Below are 22,899 nucleotides of genomic sequence, written 5' to 3'. Positions count from 1 at the left end.
CGTCGCCGGTGGGACTGCGGTCCCGGCCGGTAGATTGTCAAGCCGCAGGGCGCGGTGTGGGGACGCCCAGAGGCTATTGCTTGGTGCAAAAAGCCAGCCGCAGCTGGCAGATACGGGTCATACTGGAATTTGTGGCATGATTGCGACCGATACGCTTGAATCTCCCCGCGACGCAGCCCCAGCCGGCACTGATGCGCCGAAGCTGCCCCGTAGTCTCGCGGGCACGCCCGACGACAAGGAAATGCTCCGCTCCGCCGTCGAACTGACGCGCGACATCGCGACCGCGCGGCCTGGTATCTACTGGCCGGACATGCTGGCCTCTGCAGCGCTCGGCTATGCCGCGCTGGCAGGTGCGATCCTGATCGGCAATCCGGTGGCGGCTGCGCTCTCAGGCGTCGTTGCGGCGCTGGCACTCTATCGCGCGCTGCTGTTCATTCACGAGTTGACCCACATACACAAGAACGCACTGCCCGGGTTCCGCTTCGCGTGGAACCTGCTGGTCGGCATCCCGATGCTCACGCCCTCGCTCATGTACGAAGGCGTCCATACCCTGCACCACGCCAGAACTCGCTATGGCACGGTGGAGGACCCGGAGTACCTGCCGCTCGCGCTGATGAAGCCGTGGTCGCTTCCGCTGTTCGCGCTGGTCGCGCTGCTCCTGCCGATCGGCCTGCTGATCCGTTCGGCGCTGCTCGTGCCGCTCGGCGCGGTGATCCCGCCGCTGCGCCGTCTGGTCTGGGAGCGTGCATCTGCGCTCTCCATCAACCCGGAGTTCCGCCGCCGTCCGCCCGAAGGTGACTTCGCCCGCATGGTGTTTTGGCAGGAGCTTGGCGCCTCGGCCTGGGCGCTGTTCGTGGTGTGGTGGAGCGCAACGCATTCGTGGCGCCCGCTGCTCATCGGCATTGCGGTCATCTCGCTGACCGCATTGCTCAACCAGATCCGCACGCTGGTCGCCCACTTGTGGGAGAACGAGGGCGAGGCGATGACCGTGACCGGGCAGTACCTCGATTCGGTCAACGTGCCGCCGCCGGCCGCGCTTGCGCCGCTATGGGCACCGGTCGGTCTGCGCTACCACGCGCTGCACCACCTCCTGCCATCGATGCCCTATCACTCGCTGGCCGAGGCGCACCGCCGGATCACGGCGCACCTCGGCACGGCGTCCACTTATGAAAAGGGCAACTACAACGGCCTCTTGCCGCTTGTCGGCAGGCTCGCGCGCAGCACCATGATGCCGCGCTGAGCGGGAGGGCCGCGCTGCCTCAGGCGGCGCGGCGGTTCCAGGGCATCACGGCGAGCAGGCGCGCCATGCCGCACCATCCGGTCGCACCCGCCATCAGCAGCCCTGCGCCGACGAAGCCCGACAGCAGGACAAAGCCCTGCGCCACGGTCAGCGACAGCACCACGCCCAGCAGGATCAGCAGCCCGGCGATGATCTGGACTTGCCGCATGATTTCCAGCGGCGCCTTCGCATCGGTCCTGACCGGCAGACCGGCAGAGCGCCAGCCGTCAATGCCGCCTTCAAGGATATAGCCCGGGCAACCCGACATGGCGGCGAGCTGCGGTGCATTGGCCGCCGTGCGCATGCCGGACCGGCAATGCCAGATCACGGCCGGATGTCCGGACACCGGCTGAAGCGCCGAGAGCGGCATGTTCGCTGCGCCCGGAATTGCTTGCCGACGGTGTTCGTCGGCATCGCGGATGTCGATGAGCCGAGCGCCCTGATCGAGTAGCGCCTTGGCTTGTGCAGGGGGGATGGTTGGAAGCGTCATGGCCTCCATATATTAGGTAAAGCGCAAATTAGCAAGATCTAATTTTAAGGTCTATTCCTCGGTACGAATCAGCACGGTCTCGCCGATCAGCAGGAACAGCACGAACGGCGCCCAAGCCGCGAGCAGGGGCGGGTAGGCACCGAAGTTGCCCATCGCCAGCGCGGCATTGTCGAACACGAAGTAGGCAAAGCCCAATGCCATGCCGATCACCGCGCGCACGAACAGGTGTCCCGAACGCGCAAGGCCGAACGCGGCAACGGCGCCGAGCAAAGGCATCAGCAATGCGGAAAGCGGCCCCGAAAGCTTGTGCCACCACTTGCCGTCCAGCTCTGTCGTGCGGAAACCGGCATCGCGAATGGCGGCAAGCGACCCGGTCAGTTGCGTCAGCGACTCCGCATCGGCATCGACGCGGCTGATCGTGACCTGCACAGGCTCGACCGTCTTGCCGAAGACCTCGTCATGCCCGATCGCCGTCTTGCGGGCGCTCTGCACGTCGAACAGCACCGGCTCCCGGAACTTCCAGCCCGGATTGGCATAAGCAGCCGAAGGCGAAGTAACGATCTCGGTGACCATGCCGGTCGGGTCGCGGCGGTACCAGCTTACGCCTTCCATCCGCATCGCCTTGCCTTCGCCGGAAACAGAGCGGGCGAACAGGATGTTCGGCCCGTCCTGCAACCACACGTTGGACTTGACCGCCGCCTCCTTGGGGATGGGCCCATAGTCGACGTTCTGCCAAGCCTTCAGCGTGGCGGTGGAGCGCGTCACGATGCGCTCGTTGAACCCGAAGGTGACCGCCGAAGTGACCGCCGCGACGAGAAACAACGGCGCCAGGACCTGATGCGCCGACAGCCCTGCTGCCTTCATCGCGATCACTTCGCTGTTCTGGTTCAACGTCATCAGTGTGATGATCGTCGCCAGCAGCACCGAATAGGGCAGGAACCGGCTGATCAGCTGTGGCATGCGCAGCGAGACATAAGTCAGCAATTGCGCCTGGCCATTGCCCGGCGCCGCCAGAACATCGCCGCTCTCGCTCAGCAGATCGAGCATCTGCAGGACCAGCACGAGCATCAGCAGCACGGCGACGATCCGCACGGCGAACATCTTGCCGATGTAGATCGCCAGCGTCCGCGACGGGAAGAACTCAAGCTGCATGGGCCGCCTCTTCCTCTGCAGGCGTCACTTCGTCACGCAGCCGCTTGCGTTCGAACAGCTTGCGCACCACGCGCGATACCTTGGCAAAGCCCGTTTCCAGCGCGCCGATCGGCTGGCCGCCCGGCACATAGGCAATCTTCCAGTACATCCACAGGATCAAGGCCGAGAACGCAACGAACGGGCCCCACAGCGCGACGACCGGGTCGATGCGCCCGAGGCTCGCCACGTCCTGCCCGTACTGGTTAACCTTGTGATAGGCCACGACCAGCACGATCGAAAGGAACACGCCCAGCGCCGAGGTCGAGCGCTTGGGCGGCACCGCAAGCGCCACCGCCAGCAGCGGCAGCAGGAACATCATCACCACCTCAACCAGCCGGTAGTTGAGGCTCGCCTTGGACTGGTTGCGGACTTCTTCGGAGTAGCGGTCGTTCCAGCCGATCTGCAGCAGTTCGGGCAGGAAGTATTCCCGGTCGGCGTCGCCACGCTGCCGGAACTGCTCGATCTTGGGCAGGTCGATCGGTAGGTCGTGGCTGGCGAAAGTCAGCACGCGCGGCGAAGCGATTCCCGGACCGTCCTGCACGATCTGGCCATCGGTCAGCCGCAGGATCACCGTGTCCGGGCTTTCCTTGTTGGCAAAGAAGCGTCCCTCGCGCGCCGAGATCACCATGACCTGTCCGTTCGAGGTCTGCAGCCGGGCAAAGATTCCGCGAAGGTCACGACCCTCGTCACGGCTGGAATCGACGCGCAAGGCGGTGCGATCCTGCAGCGAATTGAACTCGCCGACCTTGATCGAGGCGCCCAGCGCGCCCGAGCGCAGCTCGAACTGGAGCTGCTCGTAGTAATAGCGCGACAGCGGCTGGAGATAGCTGACGATCAGCAGGTTCAGCGCGGCGAGGCCGATCGCAAACATGTAGGGCACGCGTAGCAGGCGGGTGTAGGACAGGCCCACTGCGCGCATCACGTCCAGTTCGGAGCTCATCGCGAGCTTGCGGAAGGCGAAGAGGATGCCGAGCATCAGTCCGAGCGGAATGGCGAGGCTGGCATACTCCGGCAGCAGGTTCGCCAGCATCTTGAACACGACGCTCACCGGCCCGCCCTCGGTCGCCACGAAATCGAACAGCTTGAGCATCTTGTCGAGCACGAGCAGCGATGCGGCCAGCACGAACACCGACAGCATCGGCACGAAGACGAGCCGGGCGATATAGCGATCGGTGGCGGTGAGAAACTTCACGGGCGGTCTGGATCGTATTCCGTTGGGCAGGTGCTTGTCAGGTCGGCCATGCCCGATTGGCCGGACACAAGTGAACCCGCCATGAGCAATGCGACCGACTAGCGCGTGGTGCGCAGGCGGGGAAGGGAAAAGCGGAGCACTTTGGAGATTTACTAACTAAAGATATGGAAATGCCAAACTAAAAGATATAGCCCTCTGGCGGATGCAAGCTTCTGGAAGGTAAATCCATGTCACACGAGCAAACCGGACTTGCCTGGTCCGAACGTTTCGCCAAGCACGAAGCCAACCCTGAACGCCTCGACGATCTCGCGCAATGGTGCGAGCGCCTTGGCTCCCACGAACAGCGTGACGGGTTCCGGCGCGTTCTTCAGGAAATCTCGCCCGCCGCTTCGGCGGAGGAAGCCGAGCGCAAGAATGCTGCCATCGAATGGATCTCGCTCCTGTCGGATTCCGGCGCCTTTGAGAGCGCGGCCATTGCGTTGATTCCGCGCGATGCGATCTTCACGGGCGGGCGGTTGAAGGACGGATCGTTCGTCGCGCAGGTGATTCTCGATGGCGACGTAGGCGCCCATTCGCGCGCTGCGCAGAGCCTGCCGATGGCATGGATTGCCGCATTGCTGCGGGCATTCGCACGGCAGGCAATCGAAGCGCGTTCCGTCACCGCGCACTGATCCATTGCAGCCTGAAAACGCAAAAGCCGGGCTGATGGCCCGGCTTTTCGCGATTCCGGCGAGGTTCAACCCCGGTCAGGCCTTCTCCAGCGTGCACTGCAGGGGGTGCTGGTTCTGCCGGGCGAAGTCCATCACCTGGTTCACCTTGGTTTCGGCGATCTCGTAGGGGTAGACGCCGCACACGCCAACACCACGCTGGTGGACGTGGAGCATCACGCGCGTCGCCTGCTCAAGATCCATGTGGAAGAAGCGCTTGAGGACCATCACCACGAATTCCATCGGGGTGTAATCGTCGTTCAGCATCAGCACTTTGAACTGGCTGGGCTTTTTCGGCTTGGCGCGGGTCTTGGTGGCAATGCCGATCTGGTCATCCCCGCCGGGCCCACGCGTGTCATCACCCTCCGCACAGCGCAGCGGGACGGACAGGTCCGGTCGGAAAGAAACACGCACGTTCATGATGGTTCGCAATATCGCACTCAGCGGCGCGCTTCACAAGGGGCACGAAGGGGATGGTGCCAGGACTTGGGCGAATTGTTGCCGGGACACGACAGCTTCCATGACAAAAGGCTTTGTGACCAAGCGCTTCATGACAAAAGGGCCGACGGGTCAACCCCATCGGCCCTTGATCTCTCGGCAGGCAGCGCGGATCACGCTGCCCGTAAGGCTCAGGCGGCCTTCTTGATCTTTTCGACCGCGAGGCTGACGCGGGTCGAGATCGGCTGGAAGGCTTCGTTGGCGAGCTTCAGCATCGCTTCGCTGTTCTTCGAGCTGGCGGCAACCGCAGCGTCGAAGTTCTTGCGGAGCAGAGCCGACTGCTTCTCGAAGAATTCGGTGGGCGACTTGACCGTGGTCAGTTCCTTGACGTCGGCGGTCATCGCTTCGAAGGCAGACTTGGTCTCGGCGACGTAGCCCTTGGTCATTTCCTGCAGGCCGGTGGTCAGGATCTTGGTCGATTCGACCACGGCTTCGACGTTGCCCTTGGCGAATTCGCCGGCATCGCCAAACGCGGCCTTGGCCTTTTCCTGGGCGTCCTTGAACGCGGCGGTCATCTTTTCGGTCATTTCGGTGGTGGTAGCCATTGCGAACAGTTCCTTTCTGGGCGCCGCCTTCTTTAGGACGACGCTTGTTTTCTTCACGCTTGGAGTGGCGGTGAAAGGACGCTTTGCTGCGGGCTTCACCGCGGCCGCCGGCGCTGCCACGATCGGCTTGGCCTGACGGACCTTGGGTGCAGGCTTGGGTGCCTGACGGACGGGCTTCGCCTTTACGACCTTGGGCTTGGCGGCCTTCGGTGCGACAGGTTCGACCACGGCAGGGGCTGCGACCGGCGCTTCGACAGCCACGGCCACCGGTTCGGCAGCGGGCTTGGCCTTGCGCGGCCTGGAAGCCTTGGGCTTTACGGCAACGACCGGCTCGGCAGCTTCGGGTTCGACAGCTTCCACGACCGTTTCCGGAGCGTCGGCCAGCGCAGCGGGCGCTTCCACCACGGGGGCGGAGGTTTCCGGGCTTTCCTTCGTTTCTTCGACCATCGTGGCGACTCCTGCTTGCGCAAGAAACGATGTGAATCGCCACTTGCTGCACTGCACAAAATAGGAATCGCGCTGCCGATGTCAAGAAAATTGTGCAGTGCACAAATTCCGTTTTGGATCAGTCTTGGACGCTCAGCGACTGCGCACGTAGCGTCCCGGCGCGTCTTCGATTACCGCGTCACCCTTGCCGCCCGGAACGCGCTTGCCCTTGGCCGCAACTCGCGCCGGCGCCTGTCCGCCGATCCATTCGATCCAGTCCGGCCACCAGCTCCCCTTGGTTTCGCTGGCACCGGCCACGAATTCCTCAAGGCTCCCCGGATTGCCGGGATTGAGCCAGTACTGGTACTTGCCGGACTCGGGCGGGTTGACCACGCCTGCGATATGGCCCGATCCGGCCAGGACGAACTTCCACGCGCCGGACAGGTGGCGGGTCAGCTTCCACACGCTGTTAGCCGGTGCAATATGGTCTTCCCGGCCCGCCTGGATGTAACACGGCGTTGCAATGCGGCGCAGGTCCACCGGGGTGTTGTCGACGACCATGGCGTCCGGAATGACCAGACGGTTGTCGCGATAGAGATCGCACAGGTAGGCCTGATGCCATTTGCTCGGCAGGTTGGTGGTGTCGCCGTTCCAGTGGAGCAGGTCGAATGCCGGGTAGTCCTGCCCGAGCAGATAGTTGTTCACGACGTAGTTCCAGATCAGGTCCGTGCCGCGCAGCGCGTTGAACGTTGCGGCCATGTAGCGTCCGTCGAGATAGCCGTCGGTCGAAAGGCTCTGCAGCATCTTCAGCTGCCCGTCGTCGATGAAGTTCTTGAGCTCGCCGGCGTCATCGAAATCGACTTGCGCCGTGAAGAACGTGGCGCTTGCCACCTTCTCCGCGTCGCCCCTGCGCGCCAGAACGGCGAGCGTCGCGGCCAGCGTCGTGCCAGCCACGCAATAGCCGATGGTGTGGACCGCCGGCACCTTCAGCCGTTCGCGCACGTGGTCGATCGCTTCGATCTGGCTGCGCACGTAATCGTCCCACAGCACGTCGGCCATCGAGGCATCGGCGGATTTCCACGAGACCACGAACACAGTCAGCCCCTGCGCCACGGCCCAGCGGATGAAGCTCTTTTCCGGATTGAGATCGAGGATGTAGAAGCGGTTGATCCACGGCGGGAAGATCACGAGCGGCGTCTCGAACACTTCCTCGGTCGTCGGGGTGTACTGGATCAGCTGGAACAGCGGCGTTTCGTGCACCACCTTGCCGGGCGTCACCGCGATGTTCCGCCCCAGTTCGAAGGCATCGGGATCGGTGTGGGTCAGCTGCCCCTTGCGCAGGTCCTCGAGCAGGTGCTCCACGCCCTTGACCAGGTTCTCGCCCTTGGTCTCCATCGTCCGCTCGATCACCACCGGGTTGGTGAAGGGGAAGTTCGCGGGCGAAAGCGCGTCGGTCACCACCTTGGTGGCAAAGCGCAGCTGCTCCTTGCGTTCGGGGCTTAACCCTTGCGCCTCGTCCGCCATCTGCTGCAGCTTTTCCGACAGGAACAGATAGGTCTGGTGGATCAGTGCGAAGGCGGGTTGTTCCTGCCAGCGCTTGTCCTTGAAGCGGCGGTCCTGTCGCGGCAGCGCGGGCGTCTCACCGTCCTTGTGCTGGCCCATGCCCGCGAACTGGCCCATGACCGACGACCACAGCGCCATGCTCTCGTTCCACAGCTTCGCCTGCGTCTCGGCCTGCGCGATCGGCAACTGGCCCGCCATGGCCATGAAGGTCTGCGTCCACTTGCCGATGTCGCCCAGCCGGTTGAGCATCGGCTCGACTTGCCCTGCCTGTTCGGCGCTGAAGTCCAGCCACATCTTCTGGAGCTTGGCCGCCGACATCGCCCAGTGCTGCAGGTCGGCAGGATCGGTGGAGACGACTTCCGCTCCCGGCACCAGCGGCGCAAACATCGCGCGCATCGCTTCCCCCTGCTGGCGGAAGAGGTCCTCGAACACGACAGAATCTGCCGACGAATCGTCCACCGTCTTACCCGTCATTGTCGTTCCCTGCCGTTACGTCATGGCTCTTTGGCATCGGACTATACACAGCATGTGACAGCTTGTTAGCCCGCAGTTGCATCCACCGAGCGACGTTTGCCGTCCATCGACAGCAAGGTTTCCACAAGTGGGCAATTGGCGTAAGGGCCAAGACGCGGCGCTCCTGCCGCGCCTTTTCGACGAGTATTCAACCGTGGACGAAGAATTCTACCGCATGAAGCGCCTGCCGCCCTACGTCATTGCCGAAGTCAACGGCATGCGGGCCGCCGCGCGCGCCGCCGGTAGGGACATCATCGACCTCGGCATGGGCAACCCCGATCTTCCGCCGCCCGACCACGTGATCGAGAAGCTCTGCGAAGTGGCCCGCAAGCCCGATGCGCACGGCTACTCGGCCTCCTCGGGCATCCCCGGCGTGCGCAAGGCTCAGGCGAACTACTACGGCCGCCGCTTCAACGTCGATCTCGATCCCGAGACCGAAGTGGTCATGACGATGGGCTCGAAGGAGGGCCTCGCCAGCCTCGCCACCGCGATCACCGCTCCCGGCGATGTGGTGCTGGCCCCGAACCCGAGCTATCCGATCCACACCTTCGGCTTCATCATCGCCGGCGCCACGATCCGCTCGGTGCCGACCACGCCGGACGAGCGCTACTGGGATTCGCTCGACCGCGCGATGAAGTATTCGGTGCCGCGCCCGTCGATCCTGATCGTCAACTACCCGTCGAACCCGACGGCCGAGACGGTCGACCTCGCCTTCTACGAACGCCTCGTCGCATGGGCGAAGGAGAACAAGGTCTGGATCCTGTCGGACCTCGCCTATTCGGAACTCTACTACGACGGCAACCCGACCCGTTCGATCCTCGAGGTACCGGGCGCAAAGGACGTGGCGGTGGAATTCACCTCGATGTCCAAGACCTTCTCGATGGCGGGCTGGCGCGTCGGCTTTGCCGTCGGCAACCAGCGCCTGATCGCCGCCCTGAAGCGCGTGAAGTCCTACCTCGATTACGGCGCCTTCACCCCGATCCAGGCCGCGACTTGCGCCGCGCTCAACGGTCCGCAGGACATCGTCGTCAAGAATCGCGAACTCTACCAGAAGCGCCGCGATGTGATGGTCGAAGCGTTTGGCCGCAGCGGCTGGGAAATCCCCAGCCCCAAGGCCTCGATGTTCGCCTGGGCGCCGCTGCCGCCCGCGCTCAAGCACCTCGGCAGCCTCGAGTTCTCCAAGCAACTCCTGACCCATGCCGAAGTCGCGGTTGCGCCGGGCGTCGGCTATGGCGAGGACGGCGAGGGCTACGTGCGCATTGCCATGGTCGAGAACGAGCAGCGCCTCCGCCAGGCCGCGCGCAACATCAAGCGCTACCTGCAGTCGATGGGCGTCAATTCGTCGGCCGCCTGAGGCCTGAACAGCGAAAACCGATGACGGCCCTCTCCGCCCGCGCGGGGAGGGCCGTTGCCGTTCTGCGCCATCCGTCAAATGAGGAGACTGGACCGGACGCTGACACTCGGGCAACCTTGCCGCGACAAACAGACAACGGGTGCCCCAGATGAACTTCCACGAGCGAGTCACCGTCACCGTCGAGGACCACGTCGCCCACGTCCTGCTCGATCGCGCCGACAAGATGAACGCGCTCGACGATGCCATGTTCGAAGCCATCGTCAGCGCCGGACATCACCTCCACACCGAACGCGGCGTGCGCGCGGTGGTGCTGTCGGGCGCAGGCCGCTCGTTCTGCGCAGGGCTCGATCTGTCGAGCATGGGCAACACCTCGCGCTGGGAAGGCGACGGCCTCACCGCCCGCACCCACGGCAACGCCAACCGCGCGCAGCAGGCGGCGATGGTCTGGCGCAAGTTGCCGATGCCGGTGATCGCGGCGGTTCACGGCGTGTGCTTCGGCGGAGGCCTGCAGGTGGCGAGCGGGGCGGACATCCGCTTCATCGCCCCCGATGCGCGGCTGGCGGTGATGGAAGTGAAGTGGGGCCTTGTGCCCGACATGGCCGGATATGCCCTGTGGCGCGGCAACGTGCGCGACGACGTGCTGCGCGAACTGACCTACACCCACCGCGAGTTCAGCGGCGAGGAAGCCGTACGCTTCGGCTTCGCCACCCACGTGAGCGCCGATCCGCTGGCCGATGCCATGGCGCTCGCCCGCACGATCGCCTCCAAGAGCCCCACCGCCGTGCGCGGTGCCAAGATGCTCTCCAACCGCACGCCCGACATGACCGTCGACGAAGTGCTCATGGCCGAATCGGTTGCCCAGCACGAACTGATGTATTCGAAGAACCAGATGGAAGCGGTGCGCGCCGGCATGGAAAAGCGCGCCGGAGAATTTGTCGATCCGTAACAGCCTGCTAGGCTTTGCCGGATGAAGGCCATCCACGATCCTACCGGAGCACTCGCAACCGGCCTTGCCGCGATCCGCCAGCAGTATCAGGTGCCCGATGGCTTCCCGCCCGAAGTCCTCGCCGCCGCCGAACGCGCGGCGGCAAAGGCACCGGGGCCAGAGCACGAGGACCGTACCGGCGAGCCCTTCGTCACGCTCGATCCGGCCAGTTCGACCGACCTCGATCAGGCCTTCCACATCGAGGCAGTCGGCAACGACCTGATCCTCCACTACGCCATCGCCGATGTCGCGTGGTTCGTGGCCGATGGCGATCCGGTCGATGCCGAAGCGTGGAAGCGCGGTGAGACGCTCTACCTTCCCGATGGCAAAGCCGGTCTCTATCCGCCCGCTCTGGCCGAACGCGCAGCAAGCCTCCTGCCCGATGGCCCGCGTCCGGCGGTGGTGTTCACCGTGCGCCTCGGTGCGGATGGCGAGCCTCGACTCGAATCCGCCCGCCGCGCCCTGATCCGCAGCCGCGCCAAGCTGGCCTACGACAGCGTCCGTCTCGACCAGTTGCCCGCCGATTTCGCCCGCTTCGCCGATCGCATGAACGCTGCCGAAGCCGCTCGCGGTGCCGCCCGCGTCGATCCGCCGGAACAGGAAGTCGAAGCGCTCGGGTCTGGCCGGTATGCCCTGTCCTTCCGCCCGCTGCTGCCTTCCGAACGTGCCAACGCCACGCTGTCGCTTGCTGCCAACCTCGCCATAGCCGCTGCGCTGCAGAAGGCCGGGACCGGCCTGTTCCGCGTGATGGCTGGTCCCACCGCGGCAGCAATGGCGCGTCTGCGCTCCACCGCCGCAGGCCTCGGCCTTGACTGGCCGGAGCACGTCGATCTCAAGACGCTCGAACGCTCCCTCGACCAGCGCAATCCGAACCACGCCGCGTTCATGCTCGCGGTGCGCAGGGCGGGGGGTGGTGCGGGCTATGCGCCGTGGATCCCGGGCGTCACGCCGTGGCATGAAGCCATCGCCGCGACTTACGCCCACGCCACTGCCCCCTTGCGCCGCCTGGCTGACCGCTATGTGATTCGCGCCACGCTCGCCGTCGCGGGCGGAAAGCCAGTCGAACCGGAAGTCGAAGCCGCCTTCGAGCGCCTTCCCGCCGTGATGGCCAAGGCCGAGGCGCTGTCCGGCCAGATCGAACGGGCGGTGATCGACCTTGCCGAAACCGTGATGCTCCAAGGCCGCGAAGGCGAAATCTTCCGTGCCTGCGTGACCGACACCGACGGCGATTCGGCGCGGGTCCAGTTGCTTGACCTCCCCGTTGTCGCCCGTGCTCGCGTTGCCGGTGCAGCCCCCGGCCAGCGCGTGGACCTTAGCCTCACCGGCATCGACAGCAAGCAGCGCCGTCTCCAGTTCGCCCCGGCAAGCTAAGCACTCCGCAAGAACCGCTTGCGGCAGCGCGATCTTCCCGCTAACCGCGCCAAACCACGCAGCTCCTGCGATCGAGGCCCGATGGCGGAGTGGTTACGCACCGGATTGCAAATCCGTTTACGCCGGTTCGATTCCGGCTCGGGCCTCCACTTCTTCCAGATCAACCATTCGCAACGTCCCGCCCTGCGCCAGCGCATTCCTGTCGCATGGCGCGAAGCGGCAGGGCACTTCGGGCGTCCTCCCGGCATGAGCGAGAGCAGAGAAGACCTCAAGGCCATGGCCGAGCGCGTGCTGGCCGCAGCCAAGCGCGCCGATCTGATGCTGGCAACGGCTGAATCCTGCACCGGCGGCCAGCTGGCGGCGCTGTTTACCAGCATCGAGGGCCTTTCCAGCCAGTTCGACCGGGGCTTCGTGACCTACACCGCGCGCTCCAAGTCCGACCTGCTCGGGATCGATCCGATGCTCGTCATCCGCCACGGCGAAGTCAGCCGCGAAGTCGCGCAGGCCATGGCTGCAGGCGCTCTGGAACATTCGGCGGCAGGTCTGGTCTGTGCGATTACCGGCTTTGCCGGACCCGGCGAACCGGACGACGAGACCGGGCTGATCCACCTCGCCGTACTGCGCAAGGGCGCGCCGCCGATCCTTCGCGAATGTCATTTCGGCGAGCGCGGCCGCGAGGAGAGTCGCGACATGACCGTGCGCGCCGCGCTCGAAATGATGGCCGAAGCGCTGGGCGCCTAGTCGATCACCAGGTAGTATCCTGCGGCGTTGCTGGATGGATTGGTCAGCACGATCTCGAAGCGCCCGCTGAACAGCGGCGTCCACATGCACTCGCGGGAACGAGCCTTGGCGGGCGGGCAGACCGGCTTCGCCTCGCCATCCAGCACGGTGAAATCGAGCGCGGCCTGTCCCGGTGTTGCCACAGCGACGCGCGCAGAGCGGCCGCCGTCGAACAGTTGCGGCAGGCGCACCGTTGCGCCGGGGTTGAGCATCCCTGCCTTGTAAGCTGGCCCCAGCACCCGCCCGCGATAGGGCGGCGTCCGCGGCATTTCAGCTTTGGCGCGCCATGCCGACACCGGATCTGCCTCGCCTGGCATCGCCCGCGCACCGAAATTGTCGAGCGCGGCAAGGATCACGCCGAGTCTTTGCGGTTCGCCTTGGGCGCTGTCGGCTTCGGCCAGCAGGGTTGCCACTGCCTCGGTCGGCCCTGCGGCATTGGTCAGCGCAACTCGCACCGGCACCTCGCGGTTGGCGCTCTGCGTCTTGGCAGCACACCCGCCCAGCGCGGCGGCGCAGGCAAGGTCGGCCAATACAGAGACAGTCAGAGCAAAGGCTTTCATGGGGCAGGCTCCAGAATGAATTGCGCGCCGCGCGGCGCATCACCCAGCCGCAGGATCAGGCCGTGGCGTTCGGCGATGGCGCGGGAGAGAGCGAGGCCGAGGCCATGGCCGGGCTTGTCGCCGGGCACGGTGGCGCGGGAAAAGCGTTCGAACACGCGGTCACGCTGGTCATGCGGGATGCCGGGACCGTTGTCCTCGACCACCACGTGCGGACCGGGCCGCAGAATGAGCCGCACATGCCCGCCTTCGGGCACGTACTTGATCGCGTTGTCGAGCAGGTTCGACAGCAGCCGGGTGATCTGCATCCGCTCGCCCAGCATGGTAACCCCTTGCGTGATCGATGTTTCCAGCGTGAGGCCCGCGTCCTCGGCGCTGTCTTCGTAAAGGTCGGCAAGGCTCTCTACCAAGGCGGTCATGTCGATCTCGGCCAGCCCGGCCAGATCGCCGCGGCGGCTCTCGGCCGAGGCGATGTCGAGAAGCGAGTCCAGCATCGAGAGGATCGCGCGGATGTCCTCGCGCGATTGGCCGATCGGGCCGCCCTCGGCCTCGGGCCGCGCCTGCATCGCCGTGCCCAGCCGGTTGTCGAGATGCATCAGCGGCGTGCGGACTTCGTGGGCAACGTGCTCGGAAACCTGCTTGTAGGCCTTCAGCAATTGCGCCTGCCGCGCCAGCAGACGCGCGCCATGGCCGGCCATCTCGTCGATCTCGTCGCCCCCCCGCTGGCGCGCCGGAAAGCTGGCGGCGCGTCCGTCCGCCGCCGCGCCCAGTGCCGCGTTCACTGCGTCCATCCGCCGCGCAAGGTGCCGCGCCGTGATCCACGCCACGAAGGCCACCGCCAAGACGATCGCTGCGCCAACGGCAAGGAACGCCGCCGACAGCACGCCGAGCGCTGCGCGGTCGCGGTCATACTCGCGGCCCACCAGCAATTGCAGGTCCGGCGCAAGCTTGGCCCCTTGCGCATAGACCTCGGTGCCATCGGCAAGCGCGACAAAGCCCTCTTCTGAGCGCGCGGCATTGAGTTGCGGCCAGCGCGTGACGTCCCCCGCCAGCACCCGTCCGGCGCCATCGGCAACCAGATAGTGCGAGCGCCTTCCCTCGAGGCTGACCACGTCCTGCCGGTCGTTGACGCGGCGCAGCAGCTCCTCGCGTCCCGCCGTTGCGTAGATGTCGATCAGGCCGGCCAGATCGGTCGCGACCGTGGCGGAAAGCGAGGCGCGGGTCTGGCGCTGGACGGTGATCGTGGTGACGGCGAACAGCACGGCAACCGCGATCACCGCGATCAGGATTGACGCCGTGGTCAGTTGGCCGAAGATCGACCTTACCCGAAGCCTTGATGCCGGGCCTCGCGCAGGCGTCATTCGCCTCTCGTCAGCCGGTATCCGGCGCCCCAGATCGTTTCGAGCGCGGGCGTGGTAAAGCCGTCTTCCAGCTTGCGCCGCATCCGGCCGATGTTGACGTCTACGACATTGGTCTGGGGATCGAAGTTCATGTTCCACACGTCGCGCAGCAGCATCTCGCGCGTTACGGTCTCGCCTGCGTTCTCCATGAAGTAGCGGAACAGCGCGAATTCCTTGGGACTTAGCGCGATGTGCTTGCCCGATCGGAACGCGGTGCGCGCCTTCACGTGGCATTCGAAGGCGCCATAGATGATCACCGCGCCGTGGACCGCGCCTGCCGCGCGGCGGTGCAGCGCGCGCAAGCGGGCAACCAGTTCCTGCGGTTCGTAAGGCTTTGAGAGATAGTCATCGACGCCCGCCTCCAGACCCTCGATGCGGTTCTCGCTGCGGCCCAGTGCCGAGAGCATCAGCACCGGCGTGCCGACGCCCGCCGCGCGCAGGCGCGAGACGATGGTCAATCCGTCGATGTCGGGCAGCATGCGGTCGAGGATGATCACGTCGAAATCCTCGGCCCCGGCGCGCTGCAGGCCCGCCGTTCCGGTCTGCTCCCACGCCATCCGGTCGCCGTCGGCCAGCATGAGGTCCTGCACCGCCTGCGCCGCGCGCGGATCGTCTTCCACATACAGGATGTTGAGACCGCTCATAATTCCGGAACTCCGGGTTCGACCTCTGCCACAGGGCCAAACCGTCCGGCGCGATCATTTCACGCCGGACGGGGGCCATGCAACACTTCGTTTCGTGCGCGTTTCAGCGCATGTCCTCGACCGAGACCCAGCCCTTGGTGCCGAAGCTGTCCTGGACCTCGACGAACAGACCCTGCCGCTGACCGGTGGGGGTGAGAGCGGTTCCGGCGCGCACCGTGCGCAGTGTTGCGGACTTGAGATCGGCGGCGGCGTGCATCTTGGTGTCGACTGCCGTGGTGGCCGCAGCGGGGGCTGCTGCAGGAGCGGGCGCCGGTGGGGGGACGAGCGAAGCGAGCGACGGTCCCTGCGCCGATATGCCGTTGAAAGCCTTGACGAAAGCTTCGATCAGCATCTGCCCGTCCTTGCTCCCGGCATAGGCCGCGCCGGTCGCACCGCTGGCCACCGCACCGATGGTTCCGCCGCCATTCCCGAAGGAGATCGTGGTCTTCTTGACCTCGCCCGAGCCCGAGGCGACGGTCTGGCCATTTGCCGGGCTTATCAAACGGATACCTGCTGCGACGACCTTCTTCTTGCCGCCGAAGCCGCCGAACATGCCGAGCATGGAGCCGCCGCCGGGAATGCCGCGCAGCATCCCGCTCGCCGCGCCCGAGCGGACGAGACCTTCCATGGCAACTCCCTTCGCCTTTTCAATGGCTTGGTCGACTTCTTCCTTGTCGCCCGCGATGACGTTCATCAGGAACGTAGCGGGCTTGCCACTGGCGGGATCGTGGAGCGCGAAGCACCCGGATTCGCGGGCCATCGCGGCGATCAGCTCGCGCGGGGAGGACAGGCCGTACTTGGTCCAGCCTTGCGTATCGCCATCGACCAGCGCGACGGTGCCGTAGCTCGTCTCGCACTTGTTCAGGGTGACTGGCGGCTCCTTGTCGGCGGCCAGAGCGGCCGTGGAAGCCATTGAAAGTGCAGCGAAAGCCAAGGTCTTGCGAAGCATCAGATGTCCCCTCGTAGCGGGGCCGCACCCTCGCGCGGCCCCTTTCCAACTCTGGGGCAACTCTCCCCCAACTCCCCCGCAACTCCCACACAACTGTCCCGTCACTCTCGTGACAAATGCCGTTACTCCCGGCGGCGCGATCAGGGTGCCTTCGGGCCGAAGGCGATGGCGCCTGCAACATTGCCGCTGGTCGTCTGGAGATAGTACCCGACGCCGGCGTGCGTTGCCCCGACCCCGGCGAGGAAGCCCTCGATCGAGACGCCGCTCGCGCCGCTCAGGACCATCTGGTTGGTGTTCGCTCCGAAGGTTGTCCCGCTGGTCCGCAACGACAGCGATGGTGCCGCCAGGCCACCGCTGGTCGACATCGCGACCGGCGCGCCCGAGACTGTCAGCGCCGCTTCGAAGCCGACCTTGGCGGCAGAGAAATCGACTGCCAGCTTTGCATTGTCGAGCGTCCCGACGACCGCGTCCGTGGTCGAGGGCCGGGTGCTGCCGACGACCTGGTAATCGATCTTCCCGGTGGTCGGGACATTGGTCGCGGGCTTGCCCCAGACGCTGGAAAGGCCGCCATTGCCGAGCGTGGTCGTGGGGCCCTGGCCAAGGCCGGTGATGCCGCCGCCGATCCAGCGCGACCAGGCGACGATGCCGTTGGCGTTTCCTGCGTCTGCGTTCGTCGCGCCATTCAGCTCGAAGAAGCCATCGACCTTCGTGAGGCCGCCATTGCTGTTGGTGGTGACCGCCGCCGCATTCTCGAACGTGGCAAAGCGCCCACCGCCGAGGTAGCCGACGTATTTGGCGATGCCGTCCGGTGCGGCCGTTGGAGTGGTGCCGCCGCTACCCGAACCCGCGCCACTGCCCGTGCCGACCTTGAAGGCTGCGGCTCCGATGATGTTCTTGCCGCTGCCGGCGGGACTGACGGCGGTGTAGGTCAGGCCGATCTTGTCGGTGCTGCCCGCCCAGTTGCCGAAGGCTGCGATATAGCAGGTGCCGGTGCTGCAAGTGCCCGAATGATCGTCACCCGGCACCACGAAGCTGAAGCTCTGGTTCGAGAACACGCTGAAATCGCTGGTCGACTGGCTGATGTCGGCCAGACCGCCGGGGGTGGCGAAATCGAAGGTATAAGCACCTCCGCCCGCACCGCCGGTGGGCATGACGATCTTTGCTTCCATGCCGACCTTGGGCAACGCGAGCCCGAAGTTGACCTTGAAGCTGCCGGTGAAGGTGCCCGGAGCGCCCGAGCCGTCGATCCAGGTAGGCTTGGTCGCGGCGTAGAGATCGTATTGCACGATGCCCGTCGTCGGCACTGCAAAGTTCGTCGGCAGGGCGCGGGACATCATGTAGTGGAAGCCCTGATTGGCGTTCAGGGTGAAGACGTTGGCGCCGGTGTTGGTGCCATTGAACCAGCGACCGACCAGTACGTCGGCATCGCCTGCCACGTCGCTGATGGTCATCGTGCCCGGGGTGCGAGTGAAGTTCCCCGGTCGGGTATAGCTGGTCAGGCCGCCATTGCTGTCGAGCGTATAGGCCAGGGCGCTGAAACCTGATTCACTGCCCGCCAGCAGCGTTCCACTCGAGAGCCGCAGCGTGGTGATGAAGTTGATGCGTGGGGACGTGCCGTTGAAGCCGCCGGTGTAGCTGGTGAGCACGCCGCCGGTGCCGGTGCCCCCTCCGGTGCTCCCGCCCGGCAGGGTGCCGTCCTTGGCGAAGATCACCGCGCCTTGCAGGCGTCCGGCGCTGAAGCTGCCGCCATAGGTTTGCCACATCAGGCCGAGGCGTTCTTCGGGCTTCGTTCCCGCAAAATCACCGTAGAGGCTGATGTTGCAGCCGACCCCGGTGCAGCCCTGCCCGGTGCCGGTCATGCCCGCACCGAAGAAGAAGTTGCCAAGCGAGTCGTAGATGACTTCCTGCATCTGCCCGTTCGCATAGTTCGGCGTGCTGAAGGTATAGGTCACGTCGCCGCTGGCCTCGGGCATGACGATCGTGCCGAGCGTGCGGAAGGTGAGCCGGGTGTTGTTGGTGGAAAAGCCGATGGTCAGCGCAGCGTCGAACGTACCGGGCGCGGTGCGTCCGTCGGAATAGACCGGGCGCGTGGCGGCCAGCACCTTGTAGTCGATGGTGCCTGAAGTGGGCAGCGTGCCGCCCCAGGGTGCCAGCACGACATAGGGCAGGCCGTTGTTGACGCTGAAGCCGTACTGGCTGTTCTTGAACTTGGCGATGCCATCGTAGAAGCGCCCGACGATCGCGCTGGAATCGCCCGCAACGTCGGTAACCTTGGCGGAAACGTTGGCGATGTCACCGGCCGAGGTCAGGGCCCCGGTGCTGTCGATGGCGGCGGTGCCGCTCGACGGCTGGATGTTCCCGGCGTTGCCCGCGATGGCCTTTGTGCCCGCAGCGTTCGAAGGGAAACCGCCGGTGTAGCTGGTCAGGCGGGTGCCGCCCGTACCGCCTCCGGTGCCGCCGCCTGAGCCGGGGAGCCCCGAGAACAGGTCCGGATTGCCGCCGCCTGCGAGATAGACATAGAAGTTCTGGATGAAGGTCAGCGTCGCACCGTCGAACAGCGCGGCGAGCACGCCCGCATCGGTCAGCGCCTTGAGGTAGGCGAGGATCTGCGCCTGGGTGAGCAGGGTATATTCCGAGGGCTTTCCGCCGCCTGCAAGGAAGGCGTAGTAGGCTTCGAGCGCGGTGACATAGGTCGCATAGACCGGCAGCGCGGTGTAGCCATCGGGCGTGCCGCCGCCAGCGAGGAACGCGTAGTAGGCGGTGAGGAACTGGGCCTGTGCGCCAAGCAGGGTCGAAAGCTTGCCGCCGTCGATCAGCGCCTTGATGTATTGCTGGAGCAGGGCGAGGTCGGCGCCGGTATAGGCGCTCGGCACGCCGCCTGCCTCGAGATAGGCGACATAGGCCGAGAGCGCATCGGCGAAAGCCTGATAGTTCGGCGGGGTCGGCAGGCCGGTGTAGAGGTCTGGGTTTCCGCCATTGGCGAGATAGGTGAAGAACGCCGAGTAGAAGCCGGCAAGCTGGCCGAGGAAGGCATCGCTTGCGCCCACTGCGGAAAGCGCAGCGAGATAACGGCGGATCTCGTCCTGTGTCAGCGAAGTGTAGGCTGATGGCAAGCCGCCGTTGGCGAGGAATTCGTAGTAGGCCTGCAGGGCCGAGGCGTAGCCGGTGAAGACGTTGTAGGGCAGGCCCTGCCAGCCATCGATCGTGCCGCCGTTGCCGAGATAGCGCAGGTACTGGACGTAGAACGAGGCGGTGCTTTCGCCCAGAAAGCGGGTGAGAGCGCCGGCACCGGCCAGCGCATCGAGATACTGCCGCAGCAGTGCCTGATCGAGACCGGTGTAGGCCGATGGCAGGCCACCGCCTGCGAGATAGGCCTGATAGGCCGACAGCGCCTGCGCATAGCCAGTGAATACGTTCGCAGGCAGGCCCTGCCAGCCGTCGATTGTGCCGCCCTGCTTCAGGTAGGCGAGATACTGCGCATAGAAGTTTGCCTGTTCGCCGAGCGCCTGTTCGAACAGGCCGGTGGCCTGCAGGGTTTCAAGGTATTGGCGCAGCGTGGCGGGATCGCCATTGGCATATTGGCTCGGCAACTGGCCGCTCTGCAGATAGGCGAAGTAGGCGGTCAGCGCGACGCGGTACTGCTGGATGAAGGCGGTGCCGCCATTGGCAAGATAGGCCTGCAGCAGCGCGCGGTCGGTCTCCGCCAGCCGCACCAGCAGGCCGGAATCGTTGAGGAAAGTGATGTAGGCGTTGAGCGTTGCCTGCGTGGCGCCCTGGAACGCCAGCGGATCCCCGCCGCTGCGGATGAAGGCGAAGTAGGCGCTGGTCAGCGTGGTGTAGCGCGCGACGAACTGGTCGGCATTGCCGCCGCCGAGGACGAAGGCGAGGTAGGCATCGACCAGCACGCGGTTCTGGCTGGACAGGGCGGCAAAGCCATCGGTGCGCGAGCGGTAGGAGATGAAGGCGTTGATGTCTGTCAGCGAAGTGCCGCTGAACGACGAGGGTGCCGCGCCAGAACGGACCAGATCGAGGAACTGCACCATCAGCCCGGCATAGACGGTGAGGAACTGTGCCTGCGACTGGCCGCTGGCGAGGTAGTTCAGATAGGCTCGGATCACGTCGGCCTGTGCCTGGTTGAACGGCTGGCCGCCGTAGAGGCTTTCCAGCCGTGCGGCATAGGCGACGAGCGCGGCGAGATCGTTCGAGGGGAAGGTCTCGAGGCTGGGGTTGGCGACGGCGGCTTCGATACGCTGGCCGGAGGAGACGATGTCGCCCGAGGCTCCGGCGGCGGCGAGGGCTTCGCCGAGGACCACCGGCACGCCGTTCTCGGCGGCGGCGACCGGGCCGCCCTCGCTGATCGAGGCGACTTGCGGTTCGGGGGCGGGTGTCGGGGCCGGGGCCGGAGCCGGCGTCTGCACGGCAAGCTGCTGCTGGCGCTGCGGCGTAATCTGCGGGGCAGGCGCTACCGGCGCTGAGGTGGCAAGCCGCGGGTGGCCGTTGCTGACTTCCCATGCCTGCCCGGCGTTGAAGCGCTTGGTCTCGCGCCCGTTGGCAATGGTGGCAAGGCCGGTGAGGACGCGGCCAGTGGCCTTGGTCTTGCCGCTGGCGTCGGTGCTGACCGAGAAGCTGCCCGAGGAACCCGCGCCGCTGATCTTGCCGTTGCCTTCGCCGCCGAGGCGCACCACGGTTTCGCTCATCCCTGCGCCGGTGACGGTGACGTTGCCCTTGTAGAGATCGACCGTGCCATCGGGCCGGAGCTGGAACTCTGCGCCTTCGACGAAGGAAAGCATCGCGCCGCTGGACAGGCGGATCTGCGTCACGCCCGAACCTTGGGTCACGCGCTCGCCGCGCAGGGCGGCGGCGGCGAGGTCGGCATTGTCGGCAAAGACCACTTCCTGCGCCTGCGCGCGGGTGGCAAGCGCGAGGCTGGAGGCTCCGATCAGGAGGGCGGTGAGGGCTGAAGCTTTCATGGGGCTGGTCTCCCGGATCAGAATTCGAAGCGCGCGCCGGCCTGCACGGTCCAGCGTTCGTGATCGTAGAGGGCGATGTTCGACCAGTTGCGCGACCAGGTGGCCTTGGGCTGGAGGAACAGGCGCGGCAGGACGGCGATCTTGACGGCGGCGGTCAGGTCAACGCGCTCGTCATGGCGCTTGCGCATGAACAGCAGGTCGGCGCGGTCGTAGCGGCGCAAGTCGAAGGCAATGCCGCCGACGACGGCGACCTTGGGCGCGATCTGGATTTCGGCGCCCGCGCTGGCTCCGGCGAAAGTGTTGGATTCGGCGTCGCCTGCCTGTTTGCGGGTTTCCTCGTGGCCGCCGATCAGGTTGATCGAGAACTGCCGCGCGGCAAGGCCGAGACCGACGGCAAAGCGGTCGGCATCGCGCAGGGGATCGCGATCGTAGTCGAACCGGGTGTACTGGACCGAGGCGGAGAGGGCTTTGCCGCCGCTGAGCATGTGGGTGTACTGGCCGATCGCGCCATAGGCGGTGCGGAAGCCCGTGTGGCCGAGCCAGTACTTCTGCACCTGCCCCGAGAGCGAGGCGACATCGCGGTTGGCGAAAGTGTGGGCGAAGCCTGCGGTGCCGGTGAGGCTGGCCTGATCGAAGGCGGCGGAATCGAGATTGTCGCGAAAATTCGCAAGGAGCGAGCCGAACACGCGGTTCGTCCGGCTGACCGCGCTGACGGCGGAGATGCCGCCCGACAGGTCGTAGAACTCGTCCTTCTGCGCGCGGGCGTTGTTGCCCAAGGTGCCGGGGCCGAGCGCGGCGAAGAGCGGGATGGTGATCGAGGTGAGCTGCGTGGCGGAATTGATGTTGCTGTCATGGCCGAACGAGCTTTCCGCAAAGCCTGACAGGTCGGAGCCGCCGCCCTTGATCTGCTTGTCGAACTGGCGGACGAAGCCGGTGAAGCGTTGGCGGACGGGATCGGGGATGGTCGGATCGTCAACCACGGTGGCAAACTGGGCGCGGGCGGTGTCGATGTCTCCGGCAAGAGCGTAGGCGCGGGCGAGTTCGGCGCGGGCGGGGGCATTGTCGGGCTGGCGGGCAAGGACGCGCTGCAGGGCGACGATGGCTTCGCCATAGTGCCCGGCGTCGGAGGCGGCGAGGCCGAGGGCATAGTCGAACGCGGGGTCTCCAGCCTTGGCGCGTTCCTGTTCGGCGAGGGCTTTGTACCGGGTTTCGGCCTCATTCGCCTGGCCGAAAGCGGGTGCGGGCAGGGCCGCTGCCACGGCCATGGCACAGGCTATGGCCTGCAGGAAAAGGTGCTTGGTCGCCATCGTACCCCTCGCGACTGGATGATGGCGTTCCAGCTATCGCGCGGGCGCGGGGATGTCCGATGACAATGGTTGTCAGGGGGGTGACAAGGGCTGTGCGGAGCATGGCGCATAGACACAGGCTATGCTTGCGGGCTAGACC

General features: G+C 65.7%; 18 protein-coding genes and 1 tRNA gene. 7 read left to right on the top strand and 12 right to left on the bottom strand.

What is annotated here, in order from left to right; translation table 11 throughout:
- Nucleotides 1-136: 136 nt before the first annotated feature.
- On the top strand, nucleotides 137-1,240 hold the full coding sequence (locus I2488_RS11490; protein ID WP_196275954.1) for a fatty acid desaturase family protein: 1,104 nt from the start codon (nucleotides 137-139) through the stop codon (nucleotides 1,238-1,240).
- Nucleotides 1,241-1,259: 19 nt separating this feature from the next.
- Here I2488_RS11490 and I2488_RS11485 read toward each other — a convergent pair whose 3' ends face one another.
- Genes I2488_RS11485 through lptF form a run of 3 tightly spaced genes read right to left on the bottom strand, consistent with a single transcriptional unit; the run spans nucleotide 1,260 to nucleotide 4,152 of the window.
- Nucleotides 1,260-1,769, bottom strand: a complete 510-nt coding sequence (locus I2488_RS11485) for a rhodanese family protein (RefSeq protein ID WP_196275953.1) — start codon at nucleotides 1,767-1,769, stop codon at nucleotides 1,260-1,262.
- A 51-nt stretch (nucleotides 1,770-1,820) separates the two neighbouring features.
- The gene (gene lptG, locus I2488_RS11480) at nucleotides 1,821-2,921 is read right to left on the bottom strand and encodes an LPS export ABC transporter permease LptG (RefSeq protein ID WP_196275952.1); all 1,101 of its coding nucleotides are present in this window, start codon (nucleotides 2,919-2,921) and stop codon (nucleotides 1,821-1,823) included.
- On the bottom strand, nucleotides 2,911-4,152 hold the full coding sequence (lptF, locus tag I2488_RS11475; protein ID WP_196275951.1) for an LPS export ABC transporter permease LptF: 1,242 nt from the start codon (nucleotides 4,150-4,152) through the stop codon (nucleotides 2,911-2,913). Before lptF ends, lptG begins: the two co-directional genes overlap by 11 nt.
- 227 nt (nucleotides 4,153-4,379) lie before the next feature.
- On the opposite strand from lptF, the gene I2488_RS11470 reads away from it, so the two are divergent.
- Nucleotides 4,380-4,823 (top strand): hypothetical protein, encoded by a 444-nt coding sequence (locus I2488_RS11470; RefSeq protein WP_196275950.1) that lies wholly within the window; start codon nucleotides 4,380-4,382, stop codon nucleotides 4,821-4,823.
- Between the two features lie 75 nt (nucleotides 4,824-4,898).
- Here the strand turns inward: I2488_RS11470 and clpS are convergent, their stop codons facing one another.
- From clpS to I2488_RS11455, 3 genes are all read right to left on the bottom strand, one after another.
- A complete protein-coding gene (gene clpS, locus I2488_RS11465; protein WP_196276086.1) occupies nucleotides 4,899-5,237 on the bottom strand; it encodes an ATP-dependent Clp protease adapter ClpS in 339 nt (112 codons plus the stop codon).
- Nucleotides 5,238-5,488: 251 nt separating this feature from the next.
- Nucleotides 5,489-6,349, bottom strand: a complete 861-nt coding sequence (locus I2488_RS11460) for a phasin family protein (protein ID WP_196275949.1) — start codon at nucleotides 6,347-6,349, stop codon at nucleotides 5,489-5,491.
- Nucleotides 6,350-6,481: 132 nt separating this feature from the next.
- Nucleotides 6,482-8,365, bottom strand: a complete 1,884-nt coding sequence (locus I2488_RS11455; protein ID WP_196275948.1) for a PHA/PHB synthase family protein — start codon at nucleotides 8,363-8,365, stop codon at nucleotides 6,482-6,484.
- Nucleotides 8,366-8,558: 193 nt separating this feature from the next.
- On the opposite strand from I2488_RS11455, the gene I2488_RS11450 reads away from it, so the two are divergent.
- The 5 genes from I2488_RS11450 (at nucleotide 8,559) to I2488_RS11430 (ending at nucleotide 12,855) form a co-directional block, all read left to right on the top strand.
- Nucleotides 8,559-9,758: an LL-diaminopimelate aminotransferase gene (locus I2488_RS11450; protein WP_196275947.1), complete on the top strand. Its 1,200-nt coding sequence runs from the start codon at nucleotides 8,559-8,561 to the stop codon at nucleotides 9,756-9,758.
- A gap of 148 nt (nucleotides 9,759-9,906) precedes the next feature.
- Nucleotides 9,907-10,704: a crotonase/enoyl-CoA hydratase family protein gene (locus I2488_RS11445; RefSeq protein WP_196275946.1), complete on the top strand. Its 798-nt coding sequence runs from the start codon at nucleotides 9,907-9,909 to the stop codon at nucleotides 10,702-10,704.
- A 21-nt stretch (nucleotides 10,705-10,725) separates the two neighbouring features.
- Nucleotides 10,726-12,114: an RNB domain-containing ribonuclease gene (locus tag I2488_RS11440; protein ID WP_196275945.1), complete on the top strand. Its 1,389-nt coding sequence runs from the start codon at nucleotides 10,726-10,728 to the stop codon at nucleotides 12,112-12,114.
- Nucleotides 12,115-12,189: 75 nt separating this feature from the next.
- Nucleotides 12,190-12,263 (top strand) — tRNA-Cys (locus tag I2488_RS11435).
- 97 nt (nucleotides 12,264-12,360) lie between these two features.
- Entirely contained in the window at nucleotides 12,361-12,855 is a 495-nt protein-coding gene (locus I2488_RS11430; protein WP_196275944.1) for a CinA family protein, read from the top strand.
- Here the strand turns inward: I2488_RS11430 and I2488_RS11425 are convergent.
- The 6 genes from I2488_RS11425 to I2488_RS11400 all read right to left on the bottom strand — a co-directional run bounded on the left by I2488_RS11425 (nucleotide 12,852) and on the right by I2488_RS11400 (nucleotide 22,760).
- On the bottom strand, nucleotides 12,852-13,454 hold the full coding sequence (locus tag I2488_RS11425) for a hypothetical protein (protein ID WP_196275943.1): 603 nt from the start codon (nucleotides 13,452-13,454) through the stop codon (nucleotides 12,852-12,854). The two genes, I2488_RS11430 and I2488_RS11425, sit on opposite strands and share 4 nt — an antisense overlap.
- A complete protein-coding gene (locus I2488_RS11420; RefSeq protein WP_196275942.1) occupies nucleotides 13,451-14,812 on the bottom strand; it encodes a sensor histidine kinase in 1,362 nt (453 codons plus the stop codon). Before I2488_RS11420 ends, I2488_RS11425 begins: the two co-directional genes overlap by 4 nt.
- Nucleotides 14,809-15,495 (bottom strand): response regulator transcription factor, encoded by a 687-nt coding sequence (locus I2488_RS11415; protein WP_196275941.1) that lies wholly within the window; start codon nucleotides 15,493-15,495, stop codon nucleotides 14,809-14,811. The genes I2488_RS11420 and I2488_RS11415 overlap by 4 nt, the downstream gene beginning before the upstream one ends.
- Before the next feature lie 103 nt (nucleotides 15,496-15,598).
- Nucleotides 15,599-16,447 (bottom strand): SH3 domain-containing protein, encoded by an 849-nt coding sequence (locus I2488_RS11410; protein ID WP_246465630.1) that lies wholly within the window; start codon nucleotides 16,445-16,447, stop codon nucleotides 15,599-15,601.
- Between the two features lie 176 nt (nucleotides 16,448-16,623).
- Nucleotides 16,624-21,453, bottom strand: coding sequence for a hypothetical protein (locus I2488_RS11405; protein ID WP_196275939.1), 4,830 nt, complete (start codon nucleotides 21,451-21,453; stop codon nucleotides 16,624-16,626).
- A 17-nt stretch (nucleotides 21,454-21,470) separates the two neighbouring features.
- Nucleotides 21,471-22,760 (bottom strand): tetratricopeptide repeat protein, encoded by a 1,290-nt coding sequence (locus I2488_RS11400; RefSeq protein ID WP_196275938.1) that lies wholly within the window; start codon nucleotides 22,758-22,760, stop codon nucleotides 21,471-21,473.
- Between the last annotated feature and the right edge of the window lie 139 nt (nucleotides 22,761-22,899).

Origin of the sequence: Novosphingobium jiangmenense, from assembly GCF_015694345.1 — a bacterium.
In the GTDB taxonomy this organism is placed as follows: domain Bacteria; phylum Pseudomonadota; class Alphaproteobacteria; order Sphingomonadales; family Sphingomonadaceae; genus Novosphingobium; species Novosphingobium jiangmenense.
Note: the sequence above shows the minus strand (reverse complement) of the source record. Positions and strands in the feature narration are given on the sequence as shown.